This is a genomic window from Pseudonocardia sp. TMWB2A, assembly GCF_017312135.1.
The window spans coordinates 1,816,362-1,841,308 of the sequence record NZ_QKQY01000002.1 but is presented as its reverse complement, the minus strand read 5'-3'; the positions used below and the strand labels follow the sequence as shown (position 1 = coordinate 1,841,308).

Here is a 24,947-nt window from a genome sequence, read left to right as displayed (position 1 = left end):
CCGCCCGACGGGCACAGCTGCGCTCCGGGCACCCGATCGGATTCCGGACAGACGGAGCATCATGCGCTCGCAGCGTGATCCAGGCAACGCAGACGGCTACCGCCCCATCGCACACCTGGCGCAGAGTCACGGCATGACTCCCTTACGCAACGGTGAGCTGATCGAGCACTACGTCCGAGCACACTCCGACCGCTGGCGGCCCGGCACCCAGCGCCTCCGACGCATCCAGCTCCGCGTCGTCGCCGACGCCATCGCGCCGGCCCTCCTGTGCAGCGCCACCGAGGACGACCTCTACGAGTGGGCGGTCCGGCTGCGCGGCGCACCCGAGACCCGCGCGTCCTACATCGCCGCCGTCCGCGGGCTCTACCGGTGGATGTCGTCGCGGTCCCGGCCCAGGATCCGGATCGACGACCCGGCCGCCATCCTCGACCGGCCCCGGGTGCCCATCCGCCTGCCGCGCCCGATGCTCGACTCGAACTACGAGCTCGCGCTGCTGGGGGCCCAGGGCGATCCGGAGATGCTGACGTGGCTCGCGCTGGCCGGCTGCTCCGGACTGCGCTGCTGCGAGATCGCGTGGCTCCAGGTCACCGACGTCACGCCCCTGCCCAGTGGGCAGGCGATGCTGAGGTTCGAGGGCAAGGGCGGGAAGGTGCGTCCTGTGCCCATCGGGACCGCGGTGATGAGGCTGCTGCGCCCGTCCCTGGTCAAGCGGCGGGGACCGATGTTCCGGCGGACGAGCGACGGCCGGGCGCACACGCCGGATCGGGTGTCGCAGCTGATCAACCGGCACCTGCGGGGCCTGGGCATCGACGAGACGGCGCACCAGATCCGGCACCGGTTCGGGTCCGACTACCACCGCGAGGACGGCGACGTGTTCCGGCAGGCTCGCCTCATGGGGCACCGGTCAGTGGACACGACCCTGGGCTACACCGCGACCGAGCCGATCGACGCGGTCGAGTTCATCGAGATGCTGACGACCCGGCGCCTTCGGCCGGACCGGATGCCGCCCGCCGCGTAACGATCACCGGATCGTGCTACACGATTCGAATGGCTGTGCGACACAGCCTGATCCGACAGTGGACCTATGCCTGATCGACACCGGTGGGTGTTGCGGTGCGTGGACCTGATGTCGCGGGACTGCGCGATCGTGACAGAGGTCGACGCCGCGACCGGCCATCTGCTCCTACACGTCAGCGGCGGCAAGGCGGTCCTCCTGCCGACCCAGACGGCCGCCCGGCTGCGGCGCCACCTGGGCGAGGGGATCCGGGCGGCGGGCGACCGGATACCGGACGAGTGAGCTACGCGCCGTCGCGGATCCGGCGCACGTGCTCCCGGTCGTAGCCGGACTCGGCAGCGACCTTCCCGATCGGCAAGCCCGCGGCCAGGGCGGCGAGGATCGCGGCGTGCAGCTCCTGACGGGCCTGCTCGGTCGTCGCCTTCGCGTCGGTGTACCGACCGGCGGCAGTGCGCACGCGGCTCATCTCGTCCCCGTTCTCCACAGCTCGGAATCTTGACAGGTCAGGTTGCCACCTGATGTTGCACCGCGCTCCGCCGCTGTGCAACATTGGGTGGCAACTTCGTGTTGCAGACCTGGAGGAGATGAATCGATGGGCTGGTTCAGCAAGGACAAGACCGAGCAAGAGAAGGCCGCCGAGGAGGTGGTCTGGCACCGGTCCTCGGCCAAGAGCTGCAAGAACATGTCCGACACCTACTCGGATCTGGGCATGAAGAAGATGTCCGCCCACTCCGCCCGGGCCGCGTCCCTGCACGAGCGGGATGCCGACGAGATCGAGAGCGACGGTCGCGTCCGGGGGTGGTGGTGATGTGTGAGGTCTGCGACGGGGACGGCGGCTGGGCGACCCACGACCGCCAGACCGGGCAGCCGACTCGGCGGACGTGCCCCGAGTGCCGGGGCTCCGGCACCGCGCCGGCGGGTGGTCGGTGATGGGCCTCTTCGCGAAGTGGGGTGGCACACCAGCCCGCGACGACGACCCGACCGACTACGGCCACATCGGCAAGAGCGGCCGGCAGATGAGCCGAGAGCTGCGCGACGCCGCGGCCGACCTGTCGAAGCGCCGGATCAACGGGCTCGACACCGAGGACCAGAGCGCGCGGGTGCGCAACTTGCGCGAGGCCAAGGGACGGCTGAACTGATGGGCTGGTTCACTGCGAAGCCCGACGACGGGGACGCGTCCGCCGCGGCGACGATCTCCGACAAGGAGTGGCGGAAGCTGCAGGACCGGGCGCTCAAGGCGAACCCGGCTCAGCGGTCGATGTTCACCGAGGAGTCCCGCCGGGCCGCCGTGCGCGGCCAGGCGAACTACCGCAACCGGCGGTGGTGCTGATGCGTTACCGGGCGCGCAAGACGATCAGGATCGGGCCGCTGCGGCTGAACTTCACCCACCGCGGGTTCTCCAGCTGGGGTGTGCGCATCGGGCCGTGGTCGTGGAACGCGACCCGCGGCACCCACAGTCTCGACACCCCGGGGCCGGGCGGCGTCACCTGGGGCGGGAAGCGGGACCGGCGGTGAAGGCCACGCTCTACGGGCTGATCACGATCGTGGCGGGCGCCGCGGTCGTGCTGTCGTTCACCACGCTGCAGCAGCTCGCCATGCTGTGCCGGTTCCCGACCTGGACGGCGTGGCTGATCCCGGTGGTCGTCGACGCCGGCGCGGCGGCGGGGACGCTGGCGTGGATGGCACGCACCGGTCCGGCTCGCCGGTTCGGCCGGTGGCTCGCGCTGGCGCTGCTGGCGTTGTCGGTCGGAGGGAACGCGCTCGGGCACGGCCTGGCCGCAGCCGGGACGGTGCCGCACTGGGGCGTCGCGGTCGGAGTGGGTGCGGTGGCCCCGGCCGTGCTGTTCGCGATGGTGCACCTCGCCGTGCTCGCCGGCCGCGCCGAGCGACCCGGGCTGAGCGCCAGCGACGGTGACACCGAGGTGCTGGCGGAGACGCCTGGCCCTGCTGCCGAGTTGGATATCCGAACCGAGCCCGTCGGCCCGCCGGTCGCGCCGGCGGTGGGTGCCGCGGAGGTGGTTCCCGCGGAGCGGGTGACCGAGCTGATCGAGGCGGGCGCTGGGCGCCGGCGGATCGCGCGCGAGCTTGGGCTGTCCGAGCACGAGGCCCGCCTGCTGATCGAGGCCTACCGGGAGCGGGTGGCGGCGTGAGCGGGGTGAGCTCGGAGGTGGTGTGGCTGTGTCTGGCGTTGGCCGCGGTGATCGTGGCCGCTCGGTCGAAGACCAGCAGGCAGATCGTGGGCGGGATCCTGCAGCGCGACCGGAAGGGTCGCCTCACGCTCGTCCTGACCCCGGTGAAGAGGAAGCGTCGCGGTGGGCGGCGCGGGAGGCGACGTCGATGACGAGCACCGAGCAGGGCCCCGGACCGGGTGGTGGGCGGGCGGGCGACCGGGAGCCGATCCTCCCGCCGTGGGCGACCGACCGGGAGACGCTGCGGGCGACCGCCCAGGTCCTCGCCCACCGGTGGGTGTGGCGTGGCGGGCGGGCGTTGGTGGCGCTCCCGCGGGTGCTGGTGATGCTGGTCGCCTACAGCCCGCGGGGGCTCGCCCGGGTGACCGGGGCGGTCGCCCGCTACCTGTACGACCAGGACACCGCCGACCTGCGTCACCACCACGCCCGCAACATCCAGACCGCGGAGTACCAGCGGGCGCACACCGCCCGCCGCACCAACCTCCACGCCCGGTGGGTGGTCGCGGGGACGGTGGTGCTGCTCGTCGCCGGCCCCGTCCTGGCGCTGGTCGCGCCGCAGGCGCTGTGCATCGCGGTCGGGGTCCTGGCGGGTGCGTGGGTGGTGAAGCTGATCCCCGGGCGCGGGCTGGGAGAGCTGACGGTCGGCGCTGCGGTCGCCGGGGCGATCGCGTGGTGGGGGCCGGGCGTGCTGGCGACGATCCCGCGCCCACCCGCGTGGCCGCTGGTCGCTGCGGGAGCGGTGCTGGTGCTGGTGCTGGGCTGGCACGGCCGGAACCGGGACCGGCACCTGGTAGCCGACACCCGGGTGTCGCCCGGGGTGGTCCTCCCGCTCCGGGCCGACGTCGTCACCCGGGCGCTGTGCGACCTCGGCTCCTCTCAGATGAAGGAGCCCGACAGCATCCGGCTGCTGATGGACGTCGCCCGGCACGGGCCGGGCTACCAGATCGATCTCGAGCTCCCGCCCGGTGTCGCCGCGTCGTGGGTGATGGAACGGCGGGAGCAGTTCGCCGCGGCGCTGCGCCGCGAGCTGGGCTGCGTGTGGCCGTCGATCGGCCCACGCCACCCGGGGCACCTGTCGGTGTTCGTGTCCGACCAGCCGATGAACACCGCCCGGCAGGCCCCGTGGTCGCTGCTCAAGGCCGGGCAGGTGAACCTGTTCCGGCCGGTGCCGATGTTCACCAACCAGCGCAACCAGTGGGTGGAGACCACCATCGCCTACACCGCGTGGATCGTCGGCGCGGTACCGCGCATGGGCAAGACGTTCTTCGTGCGCCAGTTCGGGCTGGTCGCAGGCCTCGACACCCGGGCGCGGGTACTGGTGTTCGACCTCAAGGGCACCGGGGACCTGTCGCCGCTGGCGAAGTTCGCGCACGTGTACTCCGTCGGCGACGAGCCCGAGGACATCGCCTACCAGCTGGGCCGGATGAAGTGGGTCCGCGACGAGATGCGCCGCCGATCGGCGCTGGTCAGGGACCTGACGCTGGAGCAGAACCCCGACAAGGGGAAGGTCACCGACGCGCTCGCCACCGCCGATCCGGGCAAGTACGGGCCGATCGTCGTGTGCATCGACGAGTGCCAGGTGTGGTTCGAGGAGTTCCCGGACAAGGCGGTCCGCGACGAGTTCATCGGGATCTGCCGTGACCTGGTCAAACGCGGCCCCGCGCTGGGGATCATCGTGGTGTGGGCGACGCAGAAGCCCGACGCGAACGCCATCCCGACCGCGATCAAGGACAACGCGTCCGCGCGGGTCTGTTTCAAGGTCAACGGGTGGAAGTCGAACGACCAGGTGCTCGGCGACTCGTCCCACAAGGAGGGGCTCAAGGCGACGCAGTTCGCGTTCGAGGACAAGGGGATCGCGTACTTCCGAGGGGAGGGCGCCGACGCGCAGATCGTGCGCACCGTCTTCGGGCTCGACGCCGTCACCTCGGACAAGGTCGCCGACCGGGCCCGGCAGCTACGGCTGGCGGCGGGCCGACTCACCGGTGCTGCGGCGGACCTGCCCGCCGAGGCCGACGCCCCCAGCCTGCTCGACGACGCGCACAAGGTCCTGACCGACGCCGGGGTGGACCGGATACACCTGGGCGACCTGCGGGCCCGGCTCGCACTGCTGCGCTCGACGACCTGGTCCACGCTGACCGTCGACGCGCTCGGCCAGCAGCTGCGCGAGGCCGGCGTCCCGACGCCCGGGGTGAAGATCGAGGGCCGCAACACCAGCGGCGTGCGCGCCGCAGACGTCGCCGCAGCCCGCGACGACGGCGAGGCGGCGGCCGGGTAGGCGAGCCTGCCCGCGGGGCCCCGAACAGGTGTGACCTGCTGATTCGCGCACGGCGCCATGACGCACCCGATCACCTACCCGGCAGCGTTCCCGCAGGTCAGGCCGGTAGGCGGCCGGGTAGGTGATCACCTACCCGGCCGCCCTGCTCACCTACCGATCATCACGATGGGGGAGGCGCCGTAACACCGTGTCGCGACCAGACGTTGTGACTGGCATGTCGATCCTCCGGGTGGTCATCGCCGTAGCTGTTCTGGTGGGTGCGGCCGGCTGTCAGAGCGAAGAGAAGTCCCCGCTCGCCGACAGTCCGTTCGTTGCCGAAGCGCGGAACGCGGTTGGACCGCCCTGGACCGACCAGCAACTGGTGACGCTTGGGGCCATCGCCTGTTCGGCGCCGGGATCGGTCTACGACATGTCGGTGGTGCTGAAGGCGGAGCGCGCAGCGCTGGACTACACACAAGCGCGCGTCATCGCGCAGGCCGCCGTGACCCACATGTGCCCTCGGTAGTCAGCGCCCTGCACACAGCGAACACCTCCGCGCGCAACTCCCCGTCGAGGTCGTGCCAGTGCACGTGCAGCACGTCGAGGACCGAGGCCAGACCGAACGCGGTGTCGGGCGGGCCGGCCCCGGCGTAGCGGTCCTGGATCGCGGCGTGCCGGAGCGCGGCGGCCCCGTCGGCGACGGTCTGCTTGTCGGTGTCGGGCACGGCTCTCCCCCGGGTTGAGCGGATCGGACCGCGGGGGAAGCGCGGACGGTCAGGATGCCACGGCCGGGGACGACGAAGGCGCCCCGCACCGCCCCGGGGGAAGTGGGGCGGTGCGGGGCGCTTCGTGGTGTGGGCGGCTGGTGTCGCGTGGCGGCGCGGGGGACCAGCTGGCCCGCGGTCAGTGCTCGACGTAGGGCGGCGGCGGGTCGGCCGACACCACCGACGCGGTGCCGGTGTCGGCGACCGGGGCCGACACGACCGAGGTGAGCAGGGAGAGGACAGCGGCGCCGGCGGCGACGCCGAACGCTGCGGGGACGTCGATCGACAGGACGTTGAAGCCGCCGTCGGCGGCCCAGAGCAGCAGCAGTGCCTGGGCGAAGCTCTTGCCGGAGCGCTCGGCGGCGTCGCGCCAGAACCGGGTGGTGTACATGGTGGGTCCTCTCGGGTCAGTACTTCTCGCCGTCGTGCTGGCGCAGGACGGCGTCGTGGTCGTGGTCGATACGGGTGACGGAGTCGATCGCGGCGCCGATGACGAGCAGGGCGCACAGCAGCCCGACGCCGAGCACCGCGGCCCAGCGGCGCCACCCGAAGGCCCGGATCGCGGGCCAGGCCGGATAGGGCGGGCCGGGCATCAGGACAGCCCGAGGGCCCGGTAGGTGGCGGGGCCGACGATCGCGTCGGCGATCAGGCCGCGGGACTTCTGGAACGCGGCCACGGCCCGCTCGGTGGCCGGGCCGAAGTCGCCGTCGACGGTGATGCCGAGCCGCTTCTGGACCGCGGACACCGCGGTGCCCTTCGAGCCGCGGCGGATCGTGGGGAACCGCTGTCCGGGCGGGGCCTGCGCGGGTGCGGCACCGCCGACCAGGCGGCGCAGCTTCGCCGCGATCCGGGCGACCGCAGCGGCGCTGCCGATGACCTCGAAGTGCATCCCGTCGGGGCGACCGGTGTAGTTCTCGCCCCACCGGATGACGCCCTCGTAGAGCTTGAGGCGCTCGTCGATGCGGGCCTTCGCCGTGCCCCACGTGCCGCGCTTACCGAGGGGGTGGAGCAGCGCGTCGATGTCGCCCGCGGTGCCCGACGCGTGGTTGGACAGCGTCGCGGTCTGGCCGCGGATGGGGCGGACGGCGAAGCCCCAGTCGTCGAGCTCGCCGGTGTCGATCGGCCTGATGTTGGCGTCGATCCAGGCGAACAGGTCGAGCAGCACCACCGACACGTCGCCCTTGCGGAGCGCGATCCGGCGGGTCGTGCCGGGGATGGTGTAGGACCCGATGACCGACCGGTCGTTGGCCGACCAGCCGTTCTGCGAGACGACGGCCATCAGTGCTCGCCACCCTCGGTGGGCGCCTCGGTCGGGGCGCCCGGGTCGGTGATGGTGGTGGAGTCGACGTCGTCGCAGTCGTCGAACTCGTCGGGGTCGACGCGCTCGTAGGTGTCGCCGTCGTCGGTGGTGAACGTCGCCGGGTTGTCGGGCACGGTGGGCCTCCTCGGATATGGGTCGGCCCGGAGCGCGTGTCGCGGTCCGGGCCGGGGGTTGAGCAGCAGGTGGTCAGCGGTCTGCTGGTAGATCAGCAGCGGCGGGTCGTCGTCGCTCATCGGGTCCGGGCCGCGACGGCGATGGCGGCGGCCAGGACGAGGACGGTCAGGGCGGCGTACCCGGCCCACGCCGCGCCGGGCAGCGTCGCCGCGATCAGCCCGAACACCAGCAGGGGGATCCCGGCGGTGACGGCCAGGGCCCGGCCGAGGCCGGGGCGCAGGGCGGGCTGGTGCCCGGCCGGGCGGAACTCCGCGCACGCCGCGGCGCCGCAGGTCCCGCAGTCGGTGCCGGGTCGCAGGTGGTCGTGCCAGTCGACGGGGTGCCCGCACTCGCACCAGCCGCTGGTCACGCCTGCCGCCACGGTGGGAGCCACTGGGCACGGATGAGGACCCAGCCGCGCATCTTCGGCAGCGGCGCGTCGGGCAGCAGCGCGACGTCGACGACGTCGACCCGGAGCCGGTGGGCGACCTCGCGGCGGCACTGCTCGGCGAGCAGGGTCGCCCGGCCGGCGCCGTCGCTGATGCGGTGCGGGCGCTGGCCGACGGGGACCGACGGTGCGCACTCCCGCGGCGGCGCAGCGGCTGGCGCCGTCATCGGGTGTCCCCGGCGAGGGTCGCGAACACCACGACCTGGTCGAGGTAGCTGTGCGCGGAGTGGTCGAATTCCCCGCCGCAGGTGATCAGGCGCAGCTCCGGCCCGAGGGTGTCGCCGTAGACCTCTCGGCGGGCGTCTCCGTCGCGGTCGAAGTCGGCCTTGGCCCAGGTCTTCACCCGGGTCACGGCGAACACCGCGGTGGTGCCGTCCTCACGGGCGACGAGGATCTCCTGTCCGGGCTGCATCTGGTCGATGCGGGCGAACACCCCGGGCACCCCGCGCTGCCCGTTCACGGAGCCGTTGACGTGGCCGTAGAGCACCGCCGGGCCGACCGCCCCCGGCTCCGGGGACCAGTCCGCCCACGACGCCTGGCCGGGGTCGGTGTCCGGGGGGACCTGCGGGACCCGCTCCACCTGCGGGGTGGCGGGGTCGTCGGGTTCCCACCCGGTGTGGACCAGGTCGGTGTCGACGCCGAGAGCCGGGATCCGGAGCGACGTCGGCTCCGTGACCGCCGGGGCGACGGATGCAGGAATAATATTCCGGCCGTTCGCGCCGTCGGTGGTGGCGCCGCAAGCTGCGAGGATCGCCAGTAGGGCGAGCGTGAGCAGCGCTCGGGCGGCGTCGGTGACGAGCTCGGCCACGGCTACTCCGTCCGAGCCTTGAGCTCGCCGACCCGCTCGGCCGCGCGCCGGGACCGGCCGCGCAGCACGTCCGCGGTTCCCTCGAGGGCCGCGACGTAGCCGCGGTCGTACTCGCCGCGGATCTGCCACACAGCAGCCTGCTGGTCCAGGCTCTTCGCCAGCTCGTCGGACAGGTCCGCGACCACGCTGAGCATCGCGATGCTGGTCTCCTCCCGCACGGACCTCATGCCGGGCCCCCGCCGGTCTCGGCCGCCCCGGTGGGGACGTCGTCGAGCTGGGAGTAGCTGCCCGTGTCGACGTCGCTGCCCGTGTCGGTGGGGCTGTCGGTGGTGTCCGGGGTGGTGGTCGTGGGCTCCGGCGCGGGGGTGGTCGGCTCCGGCTCGCCGGTCGGCTCGGCGGTGGGCTCCGGGGTCGGGGCCGGGGTGGTGGGCCCCGGCTGGTCGGTGCAGCCGAGCTCGACGCGGACCGCGGCGAGCGCGGTGGTGTCGGTGAGGTCGTCGGTGGCGTCGAGCGCGGCGGTGATGCGGGCGCGCAGGTCGGTGTCGAGGTCGACCAGGCGGGTGTCGCCGGCGTCGATCGCGGCGTCGACGTCGAGGCACAGGTCGACGGCGACGTTCGGGGTGGGCTGGGCCGCGGCCAGCGCTGCCCCGGTCGGGATGAGGGCGATGGCCGCGGCGGCGGCGAGAGCGGTCGGGAACAGGCGAGTCATCGTGGGCTCCGATCAGGTTGGGATTCCGTGCTGGCGGTAGTGCTCGACGACCCGGCGGGCGAGGTTGCCGTCGATCCGCAGCTCTGTGGCGAGGCGCCGGTAGCCGAAGCCGGCGTCGAGGTAGGGCTCGGCCCGGCGCAACAGAGCGGCGGTGAGCGGGACCGGCTGGCGGCGGGTCTCGGCCATCGGCGCCGCGCGTTGGGCGGGGATCCGCACCCGGGGCGCGGCCGGGATCGGCCAGTTCTTCGGGTCGAACTCTCGGCCGCGTTCGCCCAGCGGGCGGGCGAACGGGCACAGGTCTCGCAGCGCGAGGACGAGCACGGTCTGGCGGAACGTCTCGCGCTGTGCGGCGATGGACTCGCCGCGGGTGAGCGCTCGGCGGGCCTCGCGCATGATGTTCTCGCGGCGGTGCAGCTCGGCCAGCTCGGCGTCGAGCTGTGCTCGGAGGTCGTCGGTCACGGGATCATCACGCCCCCTTCCTCGGTCGTCGGCGGCGTGGTGCTCGGCTCGGTCGGGCGGTTCGGGCAGGCGGCGTCCCCGGCTGGGCGGGTCGTGACGGCGCCGGTGGAGTCGCGGACCCGGGACACGCACGCGCCGGTGTCGTCGCGGACGAACTCCTGGCCGTCGAAGCTCACACCTGGGGGGCCGGCGTTGCCCTGGTCGCCCTTCTCCCCGTTGCGGCCATCGCGCCCCGGGGGCGGGGGATTCGCGGCGAGCTCGGCGGCGACAGCGGTGCGGATCTGCTCCGGTGACGGGGCAGGGGCGTCGCGGCCGCGTTCGCCGCGCAGCCCGCGCAGGACTTCAGCGTTCGCGGCGAGGTAGGCGGCGACCTGGTCGCCGACGTCCTGGGCGGGTGGGCCGGTGACGCGCGCCTCCGCGGCCGGGCCCACGACGGCGGCGACCTGCTCGGCGGTCGGCACCGGCGGTAGGCGCAGCAGCGCCTTCGCGACCAGCGCGGCGACCTCGATCTCGCGGGGGTCCCCGGATGCGGGGACCGGGACGGCGGGCTGGCCGCGGGACTGCAGGGTGGAGCTGTCGCGCTGGAGGGACTCCAGTGCGGCGTCGGTCTCCCGCTGGTCCTGCTGCCGGGCGGCCTCGGCGACGCCGACCTTCCCGGCGAGGCTGAGGAACAGCAGCCCGAACACGACCGACACCAGCACCGAGAACCCGATCGCGGCGAGCCCGGCGCGGCGGGCGGGGCCGTCGACGAGCTTGCGCACCTCGGCGGTGTTGAGCTCAGCCCGCTGGTCGGTGGTTTCGGCGTCGCGGCGGGCCTGTCCGCGGGCGGTCTCGACGTCGCGGCGGGTGGGCTGCTCGGGCGTGGTCATCGCTGCCACCGGGCCCGGTCGAGGTCGGCGCGCAGCTGCACGTTCTCGCGGTGCAGCTCGTCGTTCTTGCGGTCGAGCTCCTCGTTCTTGCGTTCGACGGCGGCCACCCGTGCCTCCAGCTTCTCGATCTGGGCAAGCAGGTTGCCCCGGTAGAGGTCCTCGACCTGGGCGGCCCGGTCGAACGACGCAGTCGCCACGGGTGGGGCGGAGGTGGCGATGGCCTGCGCGACCCCGGCGCGCTCGGCCGGCGGTTCACCGGCCGGGGGGCTGGGGCGCTTGGGGGTGAGCCGGTCGCGGATGGTCGCGCCGAAGTACCAGAGCACGACCACCAATGCCAGGAAGATCAGGAACGTGATCGCGACGGCCGGGTGCAGCAGGCGGAGCTGTTCCAGGTCGGGAATGCCGGGTGGCTGGGGCTGTGTGGACGACACCCGAGGCGAACCCCCTTCGTTCAGGTTCAGCGCAGGCGGGCCAGCCGCCGGCGGAACAGCAGAGCCCCCGCGTGCCACGCCGTGGTCCCGGTGAGCAGCCCGGTCAGCAGCAGCGACGCCGACGGGCTGGTCGTGGTCGCGGTCGCCAGGCCCATCACGGTGCCGACGGTGATGGCCGCCCACACGAACATCCCGACCGCGTGGGCGTAGGGCTGCACGGGGAACCCGACCGCGCCGAGCAGCAGCAGAACCGCGGCGAGCGCGGGGAGGACCGACCAGACGGGGAGCGGGGCGACGACCTGGAGGAACAGCATCGCCGGGGACAGGCCTGGGGCGTTGGCCAGCAGCGCGATCGCGGCGATCAGGTTGGTGCTGGCCAGTGCGTACTGCAGCCACACCAGGTAGCGGTCGACGCGGGCCCGCAGCAGCTTGAGCTGTTCGGCCAGGACGGGGTCGAGCTCGGCGCCCGGCCGGAACGCGGTCACCTCGCCCGCATGCCGGTCGGTCCGGACCGGCTCGGGCTGCGGGTCGGGTTCCGGGTCGGGCCTATGGTGGCGAGCTGCCATCGGTCACCTCCTCGACGGGGCTGTAGCGGGTGGCGAGACCGTCGGCGGGCTCCAGCCGCAGCCGGCCGGAGGGGAAGCGCAGCGCGTAGTCGCCGAGCCCGACCGGGTCGCCGTTGGGCAGCACCACGCACGGCATGGCGTTGACGAGCAGACGGCGTCCGCCCGACCAGCCGACCAGGGCGTCGGTCTGTCCGGGGCGGTGCTGGAACAGCTCGACCTGGACCCGGTCGTGATCGGGGCGCCCGTCGGTGTCCAGGGGCCGGTAGGTGCGTGGCTGGTCGCCCATCACAGCTCCCGGTGCGTGACACCGCCGGTGGGCTCCGGCTCGGTGGCGGGACCCGGCTCGGTCGCGGCGGTCTCGGCCGGCGCCTCGGCGGTGCGGTCGTCGCGGTCGCGGCGGGCGAGCTCGTTGCGCAGCCGGTCGATCTCCTGTTGCTGGGTGACGGCGTGCTGGGCCTGCTGCTGGGCGTGCTGGCCGAGGGCCCGGGTCGTGGCTCGTTCCTGGGCGAGTTCCCAGAACGGGCGCGCCGCGGGCATCTTGAGCAGCTCGTCGATGACGTCCTGGGTGTCGAGCATCAGCGGGCGGGGCTGCTCGTCGGTGACCGTGTCGGCGGCCTCGGGCGGGGTGCTCACGATCCGGCCAGCAGGTCGTCGAGGTCGAACGGGCGTCCGTGCTGGTCGGACTCCCAGTAGCCGCCGGTGACGGTGGCCGCGGAGGCGACCCGCCAGGGCTGGGAGTGCTGGTTCTTCCACCCGATGTAGAGCTGCCCGTCGACGAGGTCGACGGCATCGCCGGTGCCGGTGGGGGTGCGCACGTAGTCACCGGTGGATGGGTCGTAGGTGGACTCGAAGTGCCGCCACGTCAGGCGCGGGGCCGGGCCGGACCGGTCGACGGTGAAGTCCCCGCAGCCGGGATCGCCGTCGGCGGGGATGTTGGTCTCGGCCCAGGTGGTGAGCGCGGTGTCGGTGTCGGCGCTGGTGTGGTGCCAGGCGGGCGCGGGGCTGCCACTGACTCCGCGGGGCGCGAAGGAGTGGATGTAGGTGGCGGGCATGGCGGGGTGTCCTTCCGGTTCAGGGGTCACGCGGCGGCGGCGAGGTGCAGGTGGGGGCCGTCGAGGCGGGCCTGGAGGCGCTGCACCTGGTGCTCGAGTTCGGCGATGCGGGCTTCGTGGGCGCGGGCGCCGCCCCAGAGCACGGCGGTGGCGCCGTAGAGGTCGATGCCCCAGGAGTCGTGGTCTTCGTTGTAGACGCGCAGGACCTCGGGGACCTCGTCGACGACCAGGCCCAGCTGCAGGGGGTTGTCCTTGCCGGGGACGAGCTGGCCGACCTTGCGGTAGGAGTACCAGTCGGCCTCGCAGATCGCCGGGATCGGGTCGAACGGGTTGGCCACCAGGTCCTTCTTCGACTTCCGCTCGGACTGGGGGACGAACCGGTTGCCCTGCACGTCGATGAACGTGGTGTCGTTGACCGCGGACAGGATGCCGGTGTCGTACTGCCAGTAGGAGTAGCGGTCCACGCAGCCGACCTTCACGTTCCCGGTCCGGTTCCCACCGGACCCGAAGATCGACAGCAGTGCGTTCTGGATGAACGCGTTGTTGAGGTCGGTCGCGCCGATCCGCACGATGCCGGTGTCGCCGACCTCGTTGCTCGACAGCGGCGAGGAGGTGATGGTGACGCGCGGTCCGCCCATGCCGACCTGGTGGCGTTCGGTGATGACGGTCGAGCTGATCGTGCCGCCGTCCTGCTCGGCGCCGAACGCCATGCGGGAGTAGCCGGGGAACGCCGAGAGCTCCCCGGACTGCTTGTCGCTGCGCGGGCTGTAGGCCTTCACCCCGATACCGGCCTGGTTCGGGAACGTCGTCGACACCGAGGTCAGCGGCCGCAGCAGCGCGTACTGGTTCGTGCTGGTCGGGTAGAAGCGAGCCTCGGCGGGGTTGGAGCGGCCCCAGTTGAAGACGATCCGGGACCCGGCCAGGGCGGTCTGGATCTGCCCGGTGAGCAGCGACGACGCATCCGCGGTGAGGAACGCGGTGACCAGCTGGTCCGACGCGTCCCACATCTGGAAGCCCTCGGGGCCCATGCGGGTCCGGCGGCCGGTGGTGCCGGACATGAACGAGCCCGCCATGATGACGTCGGCGGACAGCACACCGCCGGTCAGCAGTGCGACCGACAGCTCGGTGACCTTGAGCGAGTTGACCGCGCCGTTGTCGAGCTGCAGGGTCCCGATCGCGGCGGCCTTGATCGCGGCACGCTCGACCGAGTCGGGGCCGAAGTCCAGCGCGACGAGCTTGCGCGGGGTGGCCTGGGCCCGCCCGGAGGGCTGCGCACGCAGCCCGGACCGTTCGACCGCGACCAGCCACGCGTACTGGGTGACGCCGTCGGGAAGGTTGTTCACCGTCCAGCTCTGACCGGCGTAGAGCTCGACGACGTAGCTGGAGTCGGCCACGTTGGCCGAGGTCCCCATGCGCAGCTCGACGTGGGAGAACCGCGGGAACACCGCGGCCATGTCGGCGCCGGCGGCGGTCTTGCCGTCCCAGGTCCAGCGGATCGAGTTGCCCAGCCACGGTTGCCCGGTCAGCGTCGACGCGACCGGGGGCGGGGTGAGGGCGTCGTCGGTGAGGTGCAGGACGTACGGCGACCAGTCCGAGCGGTTCCCGGATCGGTCGCGGGCCCGGACCCGCACCCGGATGGGCAGCGCGATCGTGGTGGTGAACGACCCGGTCGGGCCGGTCGTGACCGCCCCGTCGAGCCACACGTCGGGGTCGGACTCGCGCGCCCACTGCCACTCGTAGGAGTCCAGGTCGGTCGCGGCGGTCCCGTCGCGGTTGATCTCCACCGGGTTGCAGGAGGCGGTCACCGCGGCGTAGGCGTCGCTGCCCTCGGTGAACGCGCGGCTGGCCACGACCAGCCCGGTCGGGGTGGCGGGGACGCCGCTGTCCTGGCCGGGCTGGGAGGTGCCGGTGACGACCTCCCCGGAGGTGATCGCGTCGAGCAGCAGCTTCTGGCGGGCCAGCTCGTTGACGAACTTGTCGTGCAGAGTGACCCGCGCGCTCATCTGCCCGTCGGCGTTCACCGCCAGGGACCACTCCACGACCCGGTAGCGCTCGTTCTCCGTGCCCGAGGTGGAGTACACCCAGTCGCCGAGGTCGAACGCGACGATCGGGCGCGGCTCGCCGGGCAGCATCGCCAGGCCGTGGGACACCTCGAGTTCGGGGACGCTGTCGGTGGACAGGCGCCGCTGGGCGTAGGCCAGGACCGCGTCGCCGGTGGTGAGGTTCTGCGAGCTGGTCCAGCCCTCGATACGCCGGCCGCGGCGGGCCTGGGCGTTGAGGTCGTTGGTCTCGGCGTAGACCCCTTCGGCGCCGGCGGCGCCCATCGCGGTCGGGCTGTTGCGCACCGAGTACTTGCGGGGCGCCTCGGTGAGGTTGCGTCCGGCGCGCAGCAGGACCGGGCGGTTGCCCAGCGTGCGGTCCACCCCGCGGCCGCCGGCCGACCACAGGTTCAGGCACGCAGCGGTGCCGTTCCACGACACAGACCACTCGGCCTGCCCCTGGCCGACCATGAGGTTCAGCACGTCGCCGTACTTCGCCCCGGGGGAGATCTTCGCCGAGACCCGCCCGCCCCACAGCTTCCCGGCGCTGTCGCGGTCGGCGGTGAAGCTGGTGACGATGTCGGTCAGCGCGCCGCGGGTGCGGGCCTGGGCGAGCAGCAGGTGCATGACCGCGCCGGGGGTGGCCGCGGCCAGGACCAGTTCCCGCTTCGGGTCGGCGAGCACGGGCACGTCGACGCTGCCGGCCTTGACCGCGTCGAGGACCTTCTGGGGCACCGATACGGTGGGGTCGGCGTCGGTGGAGGGGACGTAGGCCAGCGGCCCGGTGAGCCGGGTCCACTGGGCGGCGGTGACGGTGGACTTCTTGACGGTGACGTTGTCGCCCAGCGAGTCCAGCCCGACCTTGGGCTGGGGGTAGACGCGGGCCTCGAACATGCGGATCTCGAGGAACGTCCCGGCCAGGGTGTAGACGTCGTCCGCGCCGGTGTCGCGCACGTCGTCGCTGGAGACGTCGAACAGGTAGGCGCGGTAGGCCCCGCTCGCCGAGCCGATGGTCCAGATCTCGATCTGCAGGTCCCGCCCGGCGGCGGTGGCGGCACCGATCCGGTCGGCGTTGCGACCGACGGCGGGGTCCTTCGGGTACTTCAAGGTGAGCGACCCGTACCCGTTGCGTTCCGGGGTCATCTCGAAGTCCTGCAGGTCGGGCAGCGGCTCCAGCGCCCCGGTGGTGGGGTGGACCGCGAACAGCATGACGTCGAGGTCCCCGAAGAGGGTCTCGACGTAGCCGCCCTCGGAGCCGCCCGCGGTGTCACCGCCGCCCGGGCGTGCGGTCAGCCCGCCCAGCTGCTCACCGCCGGCGGCGGTGTCACCGCCGCCGGGGATGCGCAGGTACCCGGTCTCGGTGCCGGTGGCGGTGTCGGTGCGGCGGGTATGGGTCGCCGCGACGGTCCCGGACTCCCCGCCGGAGCCGGTGTCGCCGCCGGCGGCGGTGGCGCCCACGGAGCCGGTCTCGGTGCCGGCGCCGCTGTCGCCGCCGGTGTAGCCGGACCCGACGTAGCCGCTCTCGCTGCCGGTCGCGGTGTCGCCGCCGGACATGGGCACACCGACGTAGCCGCTCTCGCTGCCGGTGGCGGTGTCCCCGCCGGACAGGGTCGCGGTGGTGGCGCCGCTCTCGGTGCCGACGCCGGTGTCGGTGCCGCCCGGACGGGCACCGACGGTGCCCGACTCGGCCCCGGCGCCGGCGTCTCCGCCGGTGGGCTGCGCGGTGACCGACCCGGCCTCGCCGCCCCCGGCGGTGTCGCCGCCGCTCTTGTTCTCGACGGTGGTCGCCGGTTCCCACAGGTCGGAGCTGTTCGCGCCGGTGAAGGTGATCGACGGTGGCCGGCTGGTGGCGTTGGTGCCGGTGTCCCCCGATGCCAGGTCGGTGGTCGCGGTGCCGCCGACCCGGATCGTGCCGGTGTAGCTGGTGGAGCTGCTGTTGCGGGCCTGGTAGCCGAACTCGAGCACGACCCGGTCACCGGGCTGCACGGCGACCGGCTCGGCGAGGTAGCCGGGGGTGGTCTCCAGCTTCCCGGTCAGGGTCGTCGGCCATGCCGACCCGCCGGAGGTGGCGATGAACTCGCCGCGCACCGTGCCGTCGGAGCCGAGCACGTAGATCCGGAACGAGCTGCGGAAGTCCGCGGCGGACGCGCTGGCCTGGGTCGCGGTGATCAGGTTGACGACGTAGCCGGCGCCGTCGGGCTCGAGTGTTCCGGCGCGCTGGATGGGCGGGGACACCCACCGGCGCAGCAGCACGTCGAACGCCGAGCTGGTCGAGGTCTCCGCGCGCGACACTGCGGCGTTGGTGCCCGCCGGGGCGTCGGTCATCGCCAGCGCGGTGTTCTGGGTGGTGTCTTCCCAGTAGCCGGAGGGGATCGCGGGGGTGACCGCGGCGGCGGTGTTGCTGAGGTAGAACTTCTTGGTCGCCATCGGCGCGGGGACCCCCTGGTGGACGGCGGGTGGTCAGCGGGTCAGTTGATCGCCAGCGCCCAGTTCAGGATCCAGGTCGCCGAGGTGGTCTTGGTGCCGAGGTCGGCCAGGGCGCGCGAGACCATGTCTCCGCCCGAGGCGGCGTTGACGACGCCGACCTCCCGCCACGGGAAGTTCGCGACACCGGTGCCGAAGGTCGCCGCCATCTGCAGCTGGTTGCCCGCGACGGTGGGTGCGGCGTCGAGCTGCTGGCGGTACTTGTTCGTCCCGGCCAGGTCGGTCTGCGCCGCGGCGGGAGCGGTGGTGCCGTCTCCGACCGCGAGGCGGGTGTTGGCGCCGAACGCTGTCGCGCTCTGACCGGCGGCGAGCTTCCACAGCGCGGTCAGACCGGCGGTGAGGAACAGGTTCGGGGCGAGCTCGACGACCTCGACCAGGTCGGCGGGGTCGGTGGAGTCGCCGCGGTACTTCTCGACGCGGTACCGGCCCTCCAGGACCTGCAGGCCTTCCGCGCGGGCCCGCTCCAGCGCAGCGTCCTTCGGGGTGATGATGCGGCGCACGACCGGCTCGATACCGCGTGCGACGTCGCGTCCAGCAACCATGCGGTGTTCCTCCTGCTCAGGGGTTGAAGTACTTGCGTCGGGCGGTGATGAACCCGCCCGCGGACCCGCCGCCGGTGTGGTGGAACTCCAGCGCGAACGGGTCGAGGCGGGGGTCGAGCTCCAGCAGCCCGCCGCCGGACCAGGTGAGCTGGCGGAAGTCCGGTGACCACGCAGCCCCGGTTCCGGCCGACACCGTCCAGCTGGCGGTCGCGACGAGCAGCTGCCGCCCGGCGGGGATGACCCCGTTCCACTGCTGGGTGCGGCGGCCGTGGACCAGCAGCGGGTTCGACACCGGGCCGGGCAGCACGATCTGCAGGTCGGCGATCGGTGCGGTCGCCCCGGCGAACGCGGTGAGGTCGACGATCGTGCCGGTCGGGCCGCTGAACTCCTGGGTGACGGGGTCCTCGTCGGCCCAGAACGGGTCCCCGGCGGTGCGGACCGGGATGACCAGGCGGGCGGTGGGTGGCGAGCTGCGCTGCCGGACCACGGTGACGGTGTCCGCGGCCGGGTCGAGCACCGCGACTCGGGCGCCCTGACCTGCCCAGGAGTGCAGCAGACGCAGACCGGGCCGGGCGAAGACCCGTTTGATCCGGTCGATGTTCAGGTGCAGCTGCCGGTGCCCTCCGTCGGAGGGCAGCAGCCCGGTGACCGGGTCGATCCCGTACACCCAGATCGGGATCTCGAACTCGTTGGAGCCGTAGTAGCGGGCCGAGGGCCGCTTCGTGCCGTGCGAGCGGGCGACCACGACACCGTCGCCGAGCAGCGCCGGGCCCGCCATCGCCGAGGACAGGTCCTCGGCGTGACACCATCCGCTGGTCGGGAGCAGGTCGAGCCCGTCGGCAAACAGCCGGTCCTGACTGATCACGTGCGCACCGTCCCCCCTCCGAACAGCCCGAACGCGCCGACCGTGCGCGAGGCCATCGCCTGCTCCGCGACCGACCCGCCGCCACTGCCCCCGACTTGGGCGCGGAGCTTGCGCAGCTCGACCAGCATCTGAGGCCAGCCCTGCCCACCGGCGTCGACGTCGCCGCGCAGCGCCTGCAGCACGTTGATCTGGGTGTCCGCTCGCCCGATCAGGGCCCGCAGCTCCGCCAGCCCTGACGCGGCCGCGGTCTGCGCGGACGCGTTGGCGGCCTGCACCGACGCGTTCGCTGCGCGGGCCTGCTGGACGTTCGCGGCCACCGCACCCGACTGCGGCCGCGACACCGCGCCCGGGGAGCTGACCGCGCCGCGGCGGATGTAGTCCTCCAGGAACGCCCGCCCCTGCGCGTAGCTGTACCCGGCGCGCTTGCGGGCGTTGTGCAGCGCGTCGTTGTAGCGGCCGACCTCGGCCGGTGCGCCTCGCCAGCTCCAGTCCTCGTACAGCTGCTGCCCGGACTTCATCCGGCCCAGGATGTGGCGGGCCGCGGTGAGCATCCCGCCGTCGGCCATGGCCTTGGTCCCGGCGCGGGGGACCAGGTCGTAGCCGAACTGGGTGGCGGTGTCGCGCAGGATCCCGTTGGAGCGGCGCGAGTTGTCCCACGGGATGTAGGACTCGGTGACGCGCATGTTGTCGCCCATCAGGCGCCACGTGTTCGGCGGCACCTTCTGCGCGTAGCCGCTGCGCATCGGCCGGGTCCGGCGGGTCGCGGTGCCGCCCCCGGCGTAACCGAGGACGCCGCCCTTGGCCATCGGCTTGAGGATCCCGCCGTCGGCTTCACGCATGAAGCCGCCCTTGCCCTGGTAGACCTGCCCCTGCCCGGTCTGGATGACCCGGATCGTGTGGGTCGAGCTGGTCGGGCGCTGCAGGTTCGCGATCGCGGCCAGGGCGGCACGATCGTTGGCGTTGACGGTGATGACGCCGGTCGAGCCGTCGGCGTATCTCACCGCGTAGCTGATCTTCCCGGTGGCCGGGTTGTTGTTGGCGTCCAGCGTCATCGACGCGATGGTCTGGTTACCGATCGCCGCGGTGGTGCTGATCGTCCCGGTCGCCGGGTTGTTGTTGGCCTGGAACGTCATCGTCGCGCTGGCGTTGTTCCCGACCCCGACCGTCGCCTGGATGGTGGAGTTCGCCCCGGCCGCGTTCGCACCGAGGTTGATCTGGGCGCCGGTCCCCATGACCTGCGCGACCAGGGCGCTGAGGACCTGGTCGGCCGGGATCTTGTTGCCGTGGATGTCGACCATGGCCGACCCCGAGTTGACCGCGGCCAGGTAGGCGGTGAGGACCTGGTCGGCGGGGACCTTGTTCGCGCCGATCTGGATCTCGCCCTTGGCGCCGCCGACGGTGCCGAGCAGGTAGGCCAGGACGTCCTGGGCGGGGTAGGAGTTGCCGTCGATGTTGACCACCGCGGCGCCGTCACCGATCTGCTGCAGCACCCTGCCCAGGGCGGTCTCGGCCTTCACGGTCTGGCCGTCGATCTGCACCTCGGCGCGCTTCTCGTTCGCGCCGCGGGTGAACAGGTCGAGGCGGGTCTGGGCCTCTGCGGTCTCGGCGGTGACCTTCACGGTGCCGTCGGGCATCCGCTCGACCTTGACCCCGATTGCGCTCAGCGCCTGCTCGGCGGCCCCGGTCATCGCGTCGACGGTGACCGACTTGCCCGGGGGCAGCTTCTGGATCTCGGTGTTGATCGAGCCGATCTGCTGCCGAGTGGTCATGGCGTTGGTCTCGAAGTCGACCCGGGCCTTGCTGGGGATCAGCCCGAGCTGATCGGCCAGCTTCGCCGCGGCGTCCCCGGTCATCCCGGCCCCGGTGGCGGCGGCGATGAAGTCGTCGCGGGACTTCTGCATCGCCTGGGCGGCGGCCGCACCGGCGGTCTCGACGTTGCCGAACTGGAGAGCGTTCTCCGCGACCGATTGAGCGTTCTTCCGCGCGGCGTCGGCGAGGCTGTCGAAGTGGCCCTGCAGGACCGGGGTGATCGCCGCGCCCTGGGAAAGCGCCTGGAACCCGGGGGTGACGGTCTGCAGCTCGGCGGAGAAGTCGCCCGCAGCGACGGCGGCGGCCTGCAGGGCGGTGCGCTGGCGCTCGATGGCGCCCGCTGTCTCGTTGAGGCGGCCCTGCAGCTCGGCGGAGGCACCGCCCGCGTCGATCATGCCGCGGGCGAGCCCCTGGAACCGGCCCATCTGATTGGTGGTCGCGGCCCCAGCGTTGGTGACCGCGTCCTTGATCTTGTTCTGGGCGTCGACGTTCCCCTCGGCCGCCAGGGCGACGGTGTCCAGGCTGATCCCGGCCCGGTCGAGGATCGGGGCGAGTTCCTTGTACTGGTTCGAGGCACCGATGCTGGCTGCGGTCTGGGCGTGCAGCTGCCCGGTGACGGTGTCGATAGCCTGGCTGTTGCCGGTCATCGCCTTCGTGTAGTCCGCCGTGGACACCCCGAGCGCGTTGAGCTTGTCGAGGCTGCCGTCGGCGGCGAGCTGCTTGGCGACCTCGGCGCTGGTGGCCTGGGTCGCCGCGCCGGTCTGCTGGTCCAGGGTCGAGGTGACCGACTGCAGCGCCGCCTGGTGCTCAGCGGCCTTCTGCGCGGCCTCCTGCTGCTTCGACGCGAGCAGCGACAGCGCGCCTCCGGCGACGGTGAGGGCGACCCCCCAGGGGCCGCCGAGGAACCCGACGAGCCCGCCCATGCGGGTCTGGATCCCGTCGATCTCGACCTTCGCGCCGAGCAGGCCCCGCGACAGCCCGGACCCGATCGCGGATCCGGCGCCGGCGACGGCACCTCCGAGCCGGCCGAGGCCCTGGATGAACCCCGAGACGTGCTGCCCGGCGTTGGAGAACGCGGTCTGCACGTGCCCGGGGATCGAGCGCAGCCCTGAGGCCATGCCCTCTCCGGCTGTGCGGGCCCCGGCGGCGACGGTCTGCCCGAAGGAGCGGACCGCGTCACCGGCAGACGCGACCCCGGTACGCAGCCCGGAGGCCAGCTGGCGGCCCGCGTTCGCGGCGTCGGCCGGGAGCTGGCGCAGGGACTCGCGGGCGTAGATCACCCCGGTCTCCAGCCCGGTGCGCAACGCCCGCCCGGCGTTCATCGCGTCGGCGGGGAGCTGGCGCAGCGACTCCCGGGCGTAGATCACCCCGGTCTCCAGGCCCGTGCGCAGCGACCGGCCGGTCTCGACCGCGCGGGTCGAGACGTCGCGCAGCGCAGCTGTCGCGGTGCGGGCCCCGTCACGGATGCGGCTGCCCATGTTGGCGGCGCCGTCCGCGGCGATCGCGTAGGCCCGGCGGGCATCGTGGGCGAGGTTCCCCAGGGCCTCGCGGGCGCCGACGGCTCCGTCGTAGAGCGAGGTCCGGAGCCGTTCCATGGCCTGGTCGGCGATGTTGGGCAGGTCCCGCAGGGTCTCGCGGGCGTAGATCACCCCGGTCTGCAGACCGGCCGACAGGGACCGGCCCAGATCGGCGGCGGCCGACGCGGCGCGGCGGGAGGCGTCGGCGACCGCGCCGGGGATCGCGACGACGGCCTCGACCCCGCGGGACACCCGGGCGGCGAGACGCTCACCGAGTGCGTCACCGGCCCGCTGCGCTGATGCGGCGGCCCGGTCGGCGAAGCTCTGCACCGCGCCGGAGGTGGAGCGGTAGCTGTCGGCCATCGACGCCCCGGCCGCGGCGGCGGCTCCGGCGGCGGCGGCGAGGCGGGAGGTCTGCCCGGCGAGCGCGGTGTGCGCCGCACCGGCCTGCCCCGCGGCGGTGGCCTGTCCGCGGAGCTGGGCGGCCATCTGCGCGGCGGGTGACAGCGCGGCGACGGTCTGGGCGCGGGCACCGGTCAGGGAGCTGGTGAACTCGCGCAGCTTCCCCGCCCCAGCGGCGGCAGCGCGGATCGCGAGCAGCCCCGCGGCCAGCGGCACCAGGACCGGGGCGAGCGCGGACGCGATCGACAGCAGCGGCGGGAGCACGGTGCTGGCCAGCGCCCCGAGGATCTGCAGCAGCGGCGCCGCCGCGGTCATGATCGAGGCCAGCGCGGTCGCGAACCCGGTGAACACCCCGGACTGGGCGAGCATCCCGATGACGCTCAGCAGCGCCCCACCGAGGTCCCGCAGCCCGGGCCACAGCGCGACGACGACGTCGTCGATCCCGCGGAACACCGCGGTGACCGTCGAGAGCCCGTCAGCGGAGGACAGCCAGTCGGCCATCGCGGCGGCGCCGCGGTCCAGGCTGGTCAGGAAGCTCCCGCCGAACGCCCGTTCCCCGGCCTCGAAGATCGAGTTGAGCGACGACGCCACGTTCCCGGTGATCGAGACGAGCTGCCCGAGCGCGGTGACGCCGCTGCGGACCCAGTCCTGCAACCGGCCCGACTCCCGGGCCTCGCGCACCATCGCGGCGAACCCGATCGCCGCTTCACCGGCTCCGCGGGACAGCTCGTGCAGGACCTCGGTGCCACCCGCGGACAGGTCCAGCACCGCGCTGGTCAGCGGGGCGAAGGTGCCGGTGAGCTGCTCGACGGTGTTCTCGACGTCGGAGAACAGCGACTTGACCAGCTCGACGGTCCGGGCCTGCTGCAGGAACGCGGCCAGCTCGTGCGCGCCGCCGTTGAAGTGCTCGGCCATCCGCTCGGTGGCGTCCCCGAGGATCGGGATGTAGCGCTGCCCGACGTCGGAGATGACCTGCCCGAGACCGGTGAACAGCCGGTTCTGGGTGGCGAGCTGCAGCTCCCCCCACGAGTCGCCGAGTCCGCGGATCGCCCGCGCCGCTTCCTGGGCCTGCGGGGCGAGCTTCCCGATCGCCTCGGCGGCCTTGGCGGGGTCCTCCTCGGTGACGGCGTCACCGAAGTTGCGGAACCCGATCGCCAGGGTCCCGATCCCGCCGGCCGCCGCGGCGGCCACGCCGGGGATGAGCCCGACCGCGCCGGCGGCGGTGACCGCGGCGGCGCCCAGCGCGGCGATCTGCGGCGTCGCGGCCACGATCCCGGCCGGCAGCGCGAGCACACCGAGAGCGCGGCCGAGGGCGGCGACCTGGATCAGGGTGTCGGACAGGGACCGGTCGATGTCGACCTTGACCCGGGCGGTGCGCCCGTCGAGGGCGTCGACCTGCTCGTCGACGATCCGCAGCGCCGCGATCGCGGCGGCGGTGTCGGCGTGCACGCGCACGTCCGCGCTGGACGCGCCCAGCTGCTCCAGCGCCACCTTGAGCTCGCGCAGGCGGGCGTCGGCCTCGGCGGCGTCGATGTCGACGCCGATCTCGGCGTCGGACAGGGAGATCAGCTCGGCGCGGATCCGGGCGAGCTCGCGGTCGGCGTCGCTGGAGTCGGCGTCGATCTCCAGCTCGGGCAGCGTCTTGACCGCCGCCTCGATCCGGCGGCGCATGTCGGTGACGAACGCCCCGACCTGCCGTCCGGCGGGGTCGGTGTCGACGTCGAGCTTGATCGCGTCGAGCTTCACCTTCGACAGCGCCTGGACCGCGGCGAGGGTGCTGGCCTTGACGTTGACGTCGACGGACTCGGCGTTCATCCGCCGCAGGCGGGCGGTGAGCTCACGCAGCTTCGCCTCGGCCGCGGCGGCGTCGATGTCGACGCCGATCTCCTTGTTGCCCAGCTCGGCCAGCTCGCGGCGGACCTGGGCGATCTCGCGGTCGGCGTCGGAGGAGTCGGCGTTGATCTCGACGTCGGGCAGCGCCTTGACCGCGGCCTCGACGCGGCGGCGCAGGTTCTTCGCGAACCGGGCGATCTTCTCCTCGGCGCGCTTGGTGTCGACGTCGATCTTCGGCTCGGCCTTCTGGCGGTCGAGCTTGCGCATCTCGTCGGTGACGTCGCCGACGGAGTCCGCGACCTTGGCGAACACCTGGGAGGCGCGGTCGGCGGCGAGGATGTCGAACTGGAGGGCTTCGGACACGGGCGTGCTCGCCGTCTCCGCATCGAGGCGCGCCGACCCCCGGGATGCGGCACCA

31 protein-coding genes are annotated in these 24,947 nt (G+C 73.2%); 9 read left to right on the top strand and 22 right to left on the bottom strand.

Annotated features, from left to right (window positions below):
* The first annotated feature begins 133 nt into the window (after positions 1 to 133).
* Together DMP17_RS23345 and DMP17_RS23340 are read left to right on the top strand one after the other, a co-directional pair.
* A complete protein-coding gene (locus tag DMP17_RS23345) occupies positions 134 to 1,018 on the top strand; it encodes a tyrosine-type recombinase/integrase (RefSeq protein WP_337830622.1) in 885 nt (294 codons plus the stop codon).
* A 66-nt stretch (positions 1,019 to 1,084) separates the two neighbouring features.
* On the top strand, positions 1,085 to 1,297 hold the full coding sequence (locus DMP17_RS23340) for a hypothetical protein (protein WP_337830621.1): 213 nt from the start codon (positions 1,085 to 1,087) through the stop codon (positions 1,295 to 1,297).
* Between the two features lies 1 nt (position 1,298).
* Here the strand turns inward: DMP17_RS23340 and DMP17_RS23335 are convergent, their stop codons facing one another.
* Positions 1,299 to 1,499: a hypothetical protein gene (locus tag DMP17_RS23335; protein WP_337830620.1), complete on the bottom strand. Its 201-nt coding sequence runs from the start codon at positions 1,497 to 1,499 to the stop codon at positions 1,299 to 1,301.
* Positions 1,500 to 1,607: 108 nt separating this feature from the next.
* Between DMP17_RS23335 and DMP17_RS23330 the strand changes: the two genes are divergently transcribed.
* From DMP17_RS23330 to DMP17_RS23300, 7 genes are all read left to right on the top strand, one after another.
* Entirely contained in the window at positions 1,608 to 1,823 is a 216-nt protein-coding gene (locus tag DMP17_RS23330; protein WP_337830619.1) for a hypothetical protein, read from the top strand.
* Between the two features lie 73 nt (positions 1,824 to 1,896).
* Positions 1,897 to 2,154, top strand: a complete 258-nt coding sequence (locus DMP17_RS23325) for a hypothetical protein (RefSeq protein ID WP_337830618.1) — start codon at positions 1,897 to 1,899, stop codon at positions 2,152 to 2,154.
* Entirely contained in the window at positions 2,154 to 2,345 is a 192-nt protein-coding gene (locus DMP17_RS23320) for a hypothetical protein (protein ID WP_337830617.1), read from the top strand. The genes DMP17_RS23325 and DMP17_RS23320 overlap by 1 nt, the downstream gene beginning before the upstream one ends.
* A complete protein-coding gene (locus DMP17_RS23315) occupies positions 2,336 to 2,530 on the top strand; it encodes a DUF4236 domain-containing protein (RefSeq protein ID WP_443217899.1) in 195 nt (64 codons plus the stop codon). The genes DMP17_RS23320 and DMP17_RS23315 overlap by 10 nt, the downstream gene beginning before the upstream one ends.
* Positions 2,527 to 3,165 carry a DUF2637 domain-containing protein gene (locus tag DMP17_RS23310; protein WP_337830616.1) on the top strand — a complete coding sequence of 213 codons (639 nt, stop codon included), beginning with the start codon at positions 2,527 to 2,529 and terminating at the stop codon, positions 3,163 to 3,165. The genes DMP17_RS23315 and DMP17_RS23310 overlap by 4 nt, the downstream gene beginning before the upstream one ends.
* Before the next feature lie 187 nt (positions 3,166 to 3,352).
* Positions 3,353 to 5,479 carry a hypothetical protein gene (locus DMP17_RS23305; RefSeq protein ID WP_337830615.1) on the top strand — a complete coding sequence of 709 codons (2,127 nt, stop codon included), beginning with the start codon at positions 3,353 to 3,355 and terminating at the stop codon, positions 5,477 to 5,479.
* A 121-nt stretch (positions 5,480 to 5,600) separates the two neighbouring features.
* Positions 5,601 to 5,984 (top strand): DUF732 domain-containing protein, encoded by a 384-nt coding sequence (locus tag DMP17_RS23300; RefSeq protein WP_337830614.1) that lies wholly within the window; start codon positions 5,601 to 5,603, stop codon positions 5,982 to 5,984.
* On the opposite strand, the gene DMP17_RS23295 is transcribed toward DMP17_RS23300, so the two are convergent.
* From DMP17_RS23295 to DMP17_RS23195, 21 genes are all read right to left on the bottom strand, one after another.
* Positions 5,944 to 6,183 carry a hypothetical protein gene (locus tag DMP17_RS23295; RefSeq protein ID WP_337830613.1) on the bottom strand — a complete coding sequence of 80 codons (240 nt, stop codon included), beginning with the start codon at positions 6,181 to 6,183 and terminating at the stop codon, positions 5,944 to 5,946. The genes DMP17_RS23300 and DMP17_RS23295 overlap by 41 nt on opposite strands.
* A 178-nt stretch (positions 6,184 to 6,361) precedes the next feature.
* On the bottom strand, positions 6,362 to 6,613 hold the full coding sequence (locus DMP17_RS23290; RefSeq protein WP_337830612.1) for a holin: 252 nt from the start codon (positions 6,611 to 6,613) through the stop codon (positions 6,362 to 6,364).
* 16 nt (positions 6,614 to 6,629) lie between these two features.
* Positions 6,630 to 6,815 carry a hypothetical protein gene (locus tag DMP17_RS23285; RefSeq protein ID WP_337830611.1) on the bottom strand — a complete coding sequence of 62 codons (186 nt, stop codon included), beginning with the start codon at positions 6,813 to 6,815 and terminating at the stop codon, positions 6,630 to 6,632.
* A complete protein-coding gene (locus DMP17_RS23280; protein WP_337830610.1) occupies positions 6,815 to 7,501 on the bottom strand; it encodes a peptidoglycan-binding protein in 687 nt (228 codons plus the stop codon). Before DMP17_RS23280 ends, DMP17_RS23285 begins: the two co-directional genes overlap by 1 nt.
* Entirely contained in the window at positions 7,501 to 7,776 is a 276-nt protein-coding gene (locus DMP17_RS23275) for a hypothetical protein (protein WP_337830609.1), read from the bottom strand. Before DMP17_RS23275 ends, DMP17_RS23280 begins: the two co-directional genes overlap by 1 nt.
* Entirely contained in the window at positions 7,773 to 8,066 is a 294-nt protein-coding gene (locus tag DMP17_RS23270) for a hypothetical protein (protein ID WP_337830608.1), read from the bottom strand. Before DMP17_RS23270 ends, DMP17_RS23275 begins: the two co-directional genes overlap by 4 nt.
* Positions 8,063 to 8,311 carry a hypothetical protein gene (locus tag DMP17_RS23265; RefSeq protein ID WP_337830607.1) on the bottom strand — a complete coding sequence of 83 codons (249 nt, stop codon included), beginning with the start codon at positions 8,309 to 8,311 and terminating at the stop codon, positions 8,063 to 8,065. The genes DMP17_RS23270 and DMP17_RS23265 overlap by 4 nt, the downstream gene beginning before the upstream one ends.
* Positions 8,308 to 8,952 carry a sortase domain-containing protein gene (locus DMP17_RS23260; protein WP_337830606.1) on the bottom strand — a complete coding sequence of 215 codons (645 nt, stop codon included), beginning with the start codon at positions 8,950 to 8,952 and terminating at the stop codon, positions 8,308 to 8,310. Before DMP17_RS23260 ends, DMP17_RS23265 begins: the two co-directional genes overlap by 4 nt.
* A 2-nt stretch (positions 8,953 to 8,954) precedes the next feature.
* Entirely contained in the window at positions 8,955 to 9,179 is a 225-nt protein-coding gene (locus DMP17_RS23255) for a hypothetical protein (RefSeq protein WP_337830605.1), read from the bottom strand.
* Positions 9,176 to 9,661, bottom strand: a complete 486-nt coding sequence (locus tag DMP17_RS23250) for a hypothetical protein (RefSeq protein ID WP_337830604.1) — start codon at positions 9,659 to 9,661, stop codon at positions 9,176 to 9,178. Before DMP17_RS23250 ends, DMP17_RS23255 begins: the two co-directional genes overlap by 4 nt.
* Positions 9,662 to 9,673: 12 nt before the next feature.
* Positions 9,674 to 10,120, bottom strand: a complete 447-nt coding sequence (locus DMP17_RS23245; RefSeq protein WP_337830603.1) for a hypothetical protein — start codon at positions 10,118 to 10,120, stop codon at positions 9,674 to 9,676.
* The gene (locus DMP17_RS23240; RefSeq protein ID WP_337830602.1) at positions 10,117 to 10,989 is read right to left on the bottom strand and encodes a hypothetical protein; all 873 of its coding nucleotides are present in this window, start codon (positions 10,987 to 10,989) and stop codon (positions 10,117 to 10,119) included. The genes DMP17_RS23245 and DMP17_RS23240 overlap by 4 nt, the downstream gene beginning before the upstream one ends.
* Positions 10,986 to 11,420, bottom strand: a complete 435-nt coding sequence (locus DMP17_RS23235) for a cell division protein ZapB (RefSeq protein ID WP_337830601.1) — start codon at positions 11,418 to 11,420, stop codon at positions 10,986 to 10,988. Before DMP17_RS23235 ends, DMP17_RS23240 begins: the two co-directional genes overlap by 4 nt.
* A gap of 26 nt (positions 11,421 to 11,446) precedes the next feature.
* The gene (locus DMP17_RS23230) at positions 11,447 to 11,986 is read right to left on the bottom strand and encodes a hypothetical protein (protein WP_337830600.1); all 540 of its coding nucleotides are present in this window, start codon (positions 11,984 to 11,986) and stop codon (positions 11,447 to 11,449) included.
* Positions 11,967 to 12,272, bottom strand: coding sequence for a hypothetical protein (locus DMP17_RS23225; protein ID WP_337830599.1), 306 nt, complete (start codon positions 12,270 to 12,272; stop codon positions 11,967 to 11,969). The genes DMP17_RS23230 and DMP17_RS23225 overlap by 20 nt, the downstream gene beginning before the upstream one ends.
* A complete protein-coding gene (locus tag DMP17_RS23220) occupies positions 12,272 to 12,619 on the bottom strand; it encodes a hypothetical protein (protein WP_337830598.1) in 348 nt (115 codons plus the stop codon). The genes DMP17_RS23225 and DMP17_RS23220 overlap by 1 nt, the downstream gene beginning before the upstream one ends.
* Positions 12,616 to 13,038 carry a hypothetical protein gene (locus DMP17_RS23215; RefSeq protein ID WP_337830597.1) on the bottom strand — a complete coding sequence of 141 codons (423 nt, stop codon included), beginning with the start codon at positions 13,036 to 13,038 and terminating at the stop codon, positions 12,616 to 12,618. The genes DMP17_RS23220 and DMP17_RS23215 overlap by 4 nt, the downstream gene beginning before the upstream one ends.
* A 26-nt stretch (positions 13,039 to 13,064) precedes the next feature.
* Positions 13,065 to 17,504, bottom strand: a complete 4,440-nt coding sequence (locus tag DMP17_RS23210) for a hypothetical protein (protein ID WP_337830596.1) — start codon at positions 17,502 to 17,504, stop codon at positions 13,065 to 13,067.
* Positions 17,505 to 17,545: 41 nt separating this feature from the next.
* Positions 17,546 to 18,103, bottom strand: coding sequence for a hypothetical protein (locus DMP17_RS23205; protein ID WP_337830595.1), 558 nt, complete (start codon positions 18,101 to 18,103; stop codon positions 17,546 to 17,548).
* A 16-nt stretch (positions 18,104 to 18,119) separates the two neighbouring features.
* Positions 18,120 to 18,968 (bottom strand): hypothetical protein, encoded by an 849-nt coding sequence (locus DMP17_RS23200; RefSeq protein ID WP_337830594.1) that lies wholly within the window; start codon positions 18,966 to 18,968, stop codon positions 18,120 to 18,122.
* Positions 18,965 to 24,892, bottom strand: a complete 5,928-nt coding sequence (locus DMP17_RS23195) for a hypothetical protein (RefSeq protein WP_337830593.1) — start codon at positions 24,890 to 24,892, stop codon at positions 18,965 to 18,967. The genes DMP17_RS23200 and DMP17_RS23195 overlap by 4 nt, the downstream gene beginning before the upstream one ends.
* Between the last annotated feature and the right edge of the window lie 55 nt (positions 24,893 to 24,947).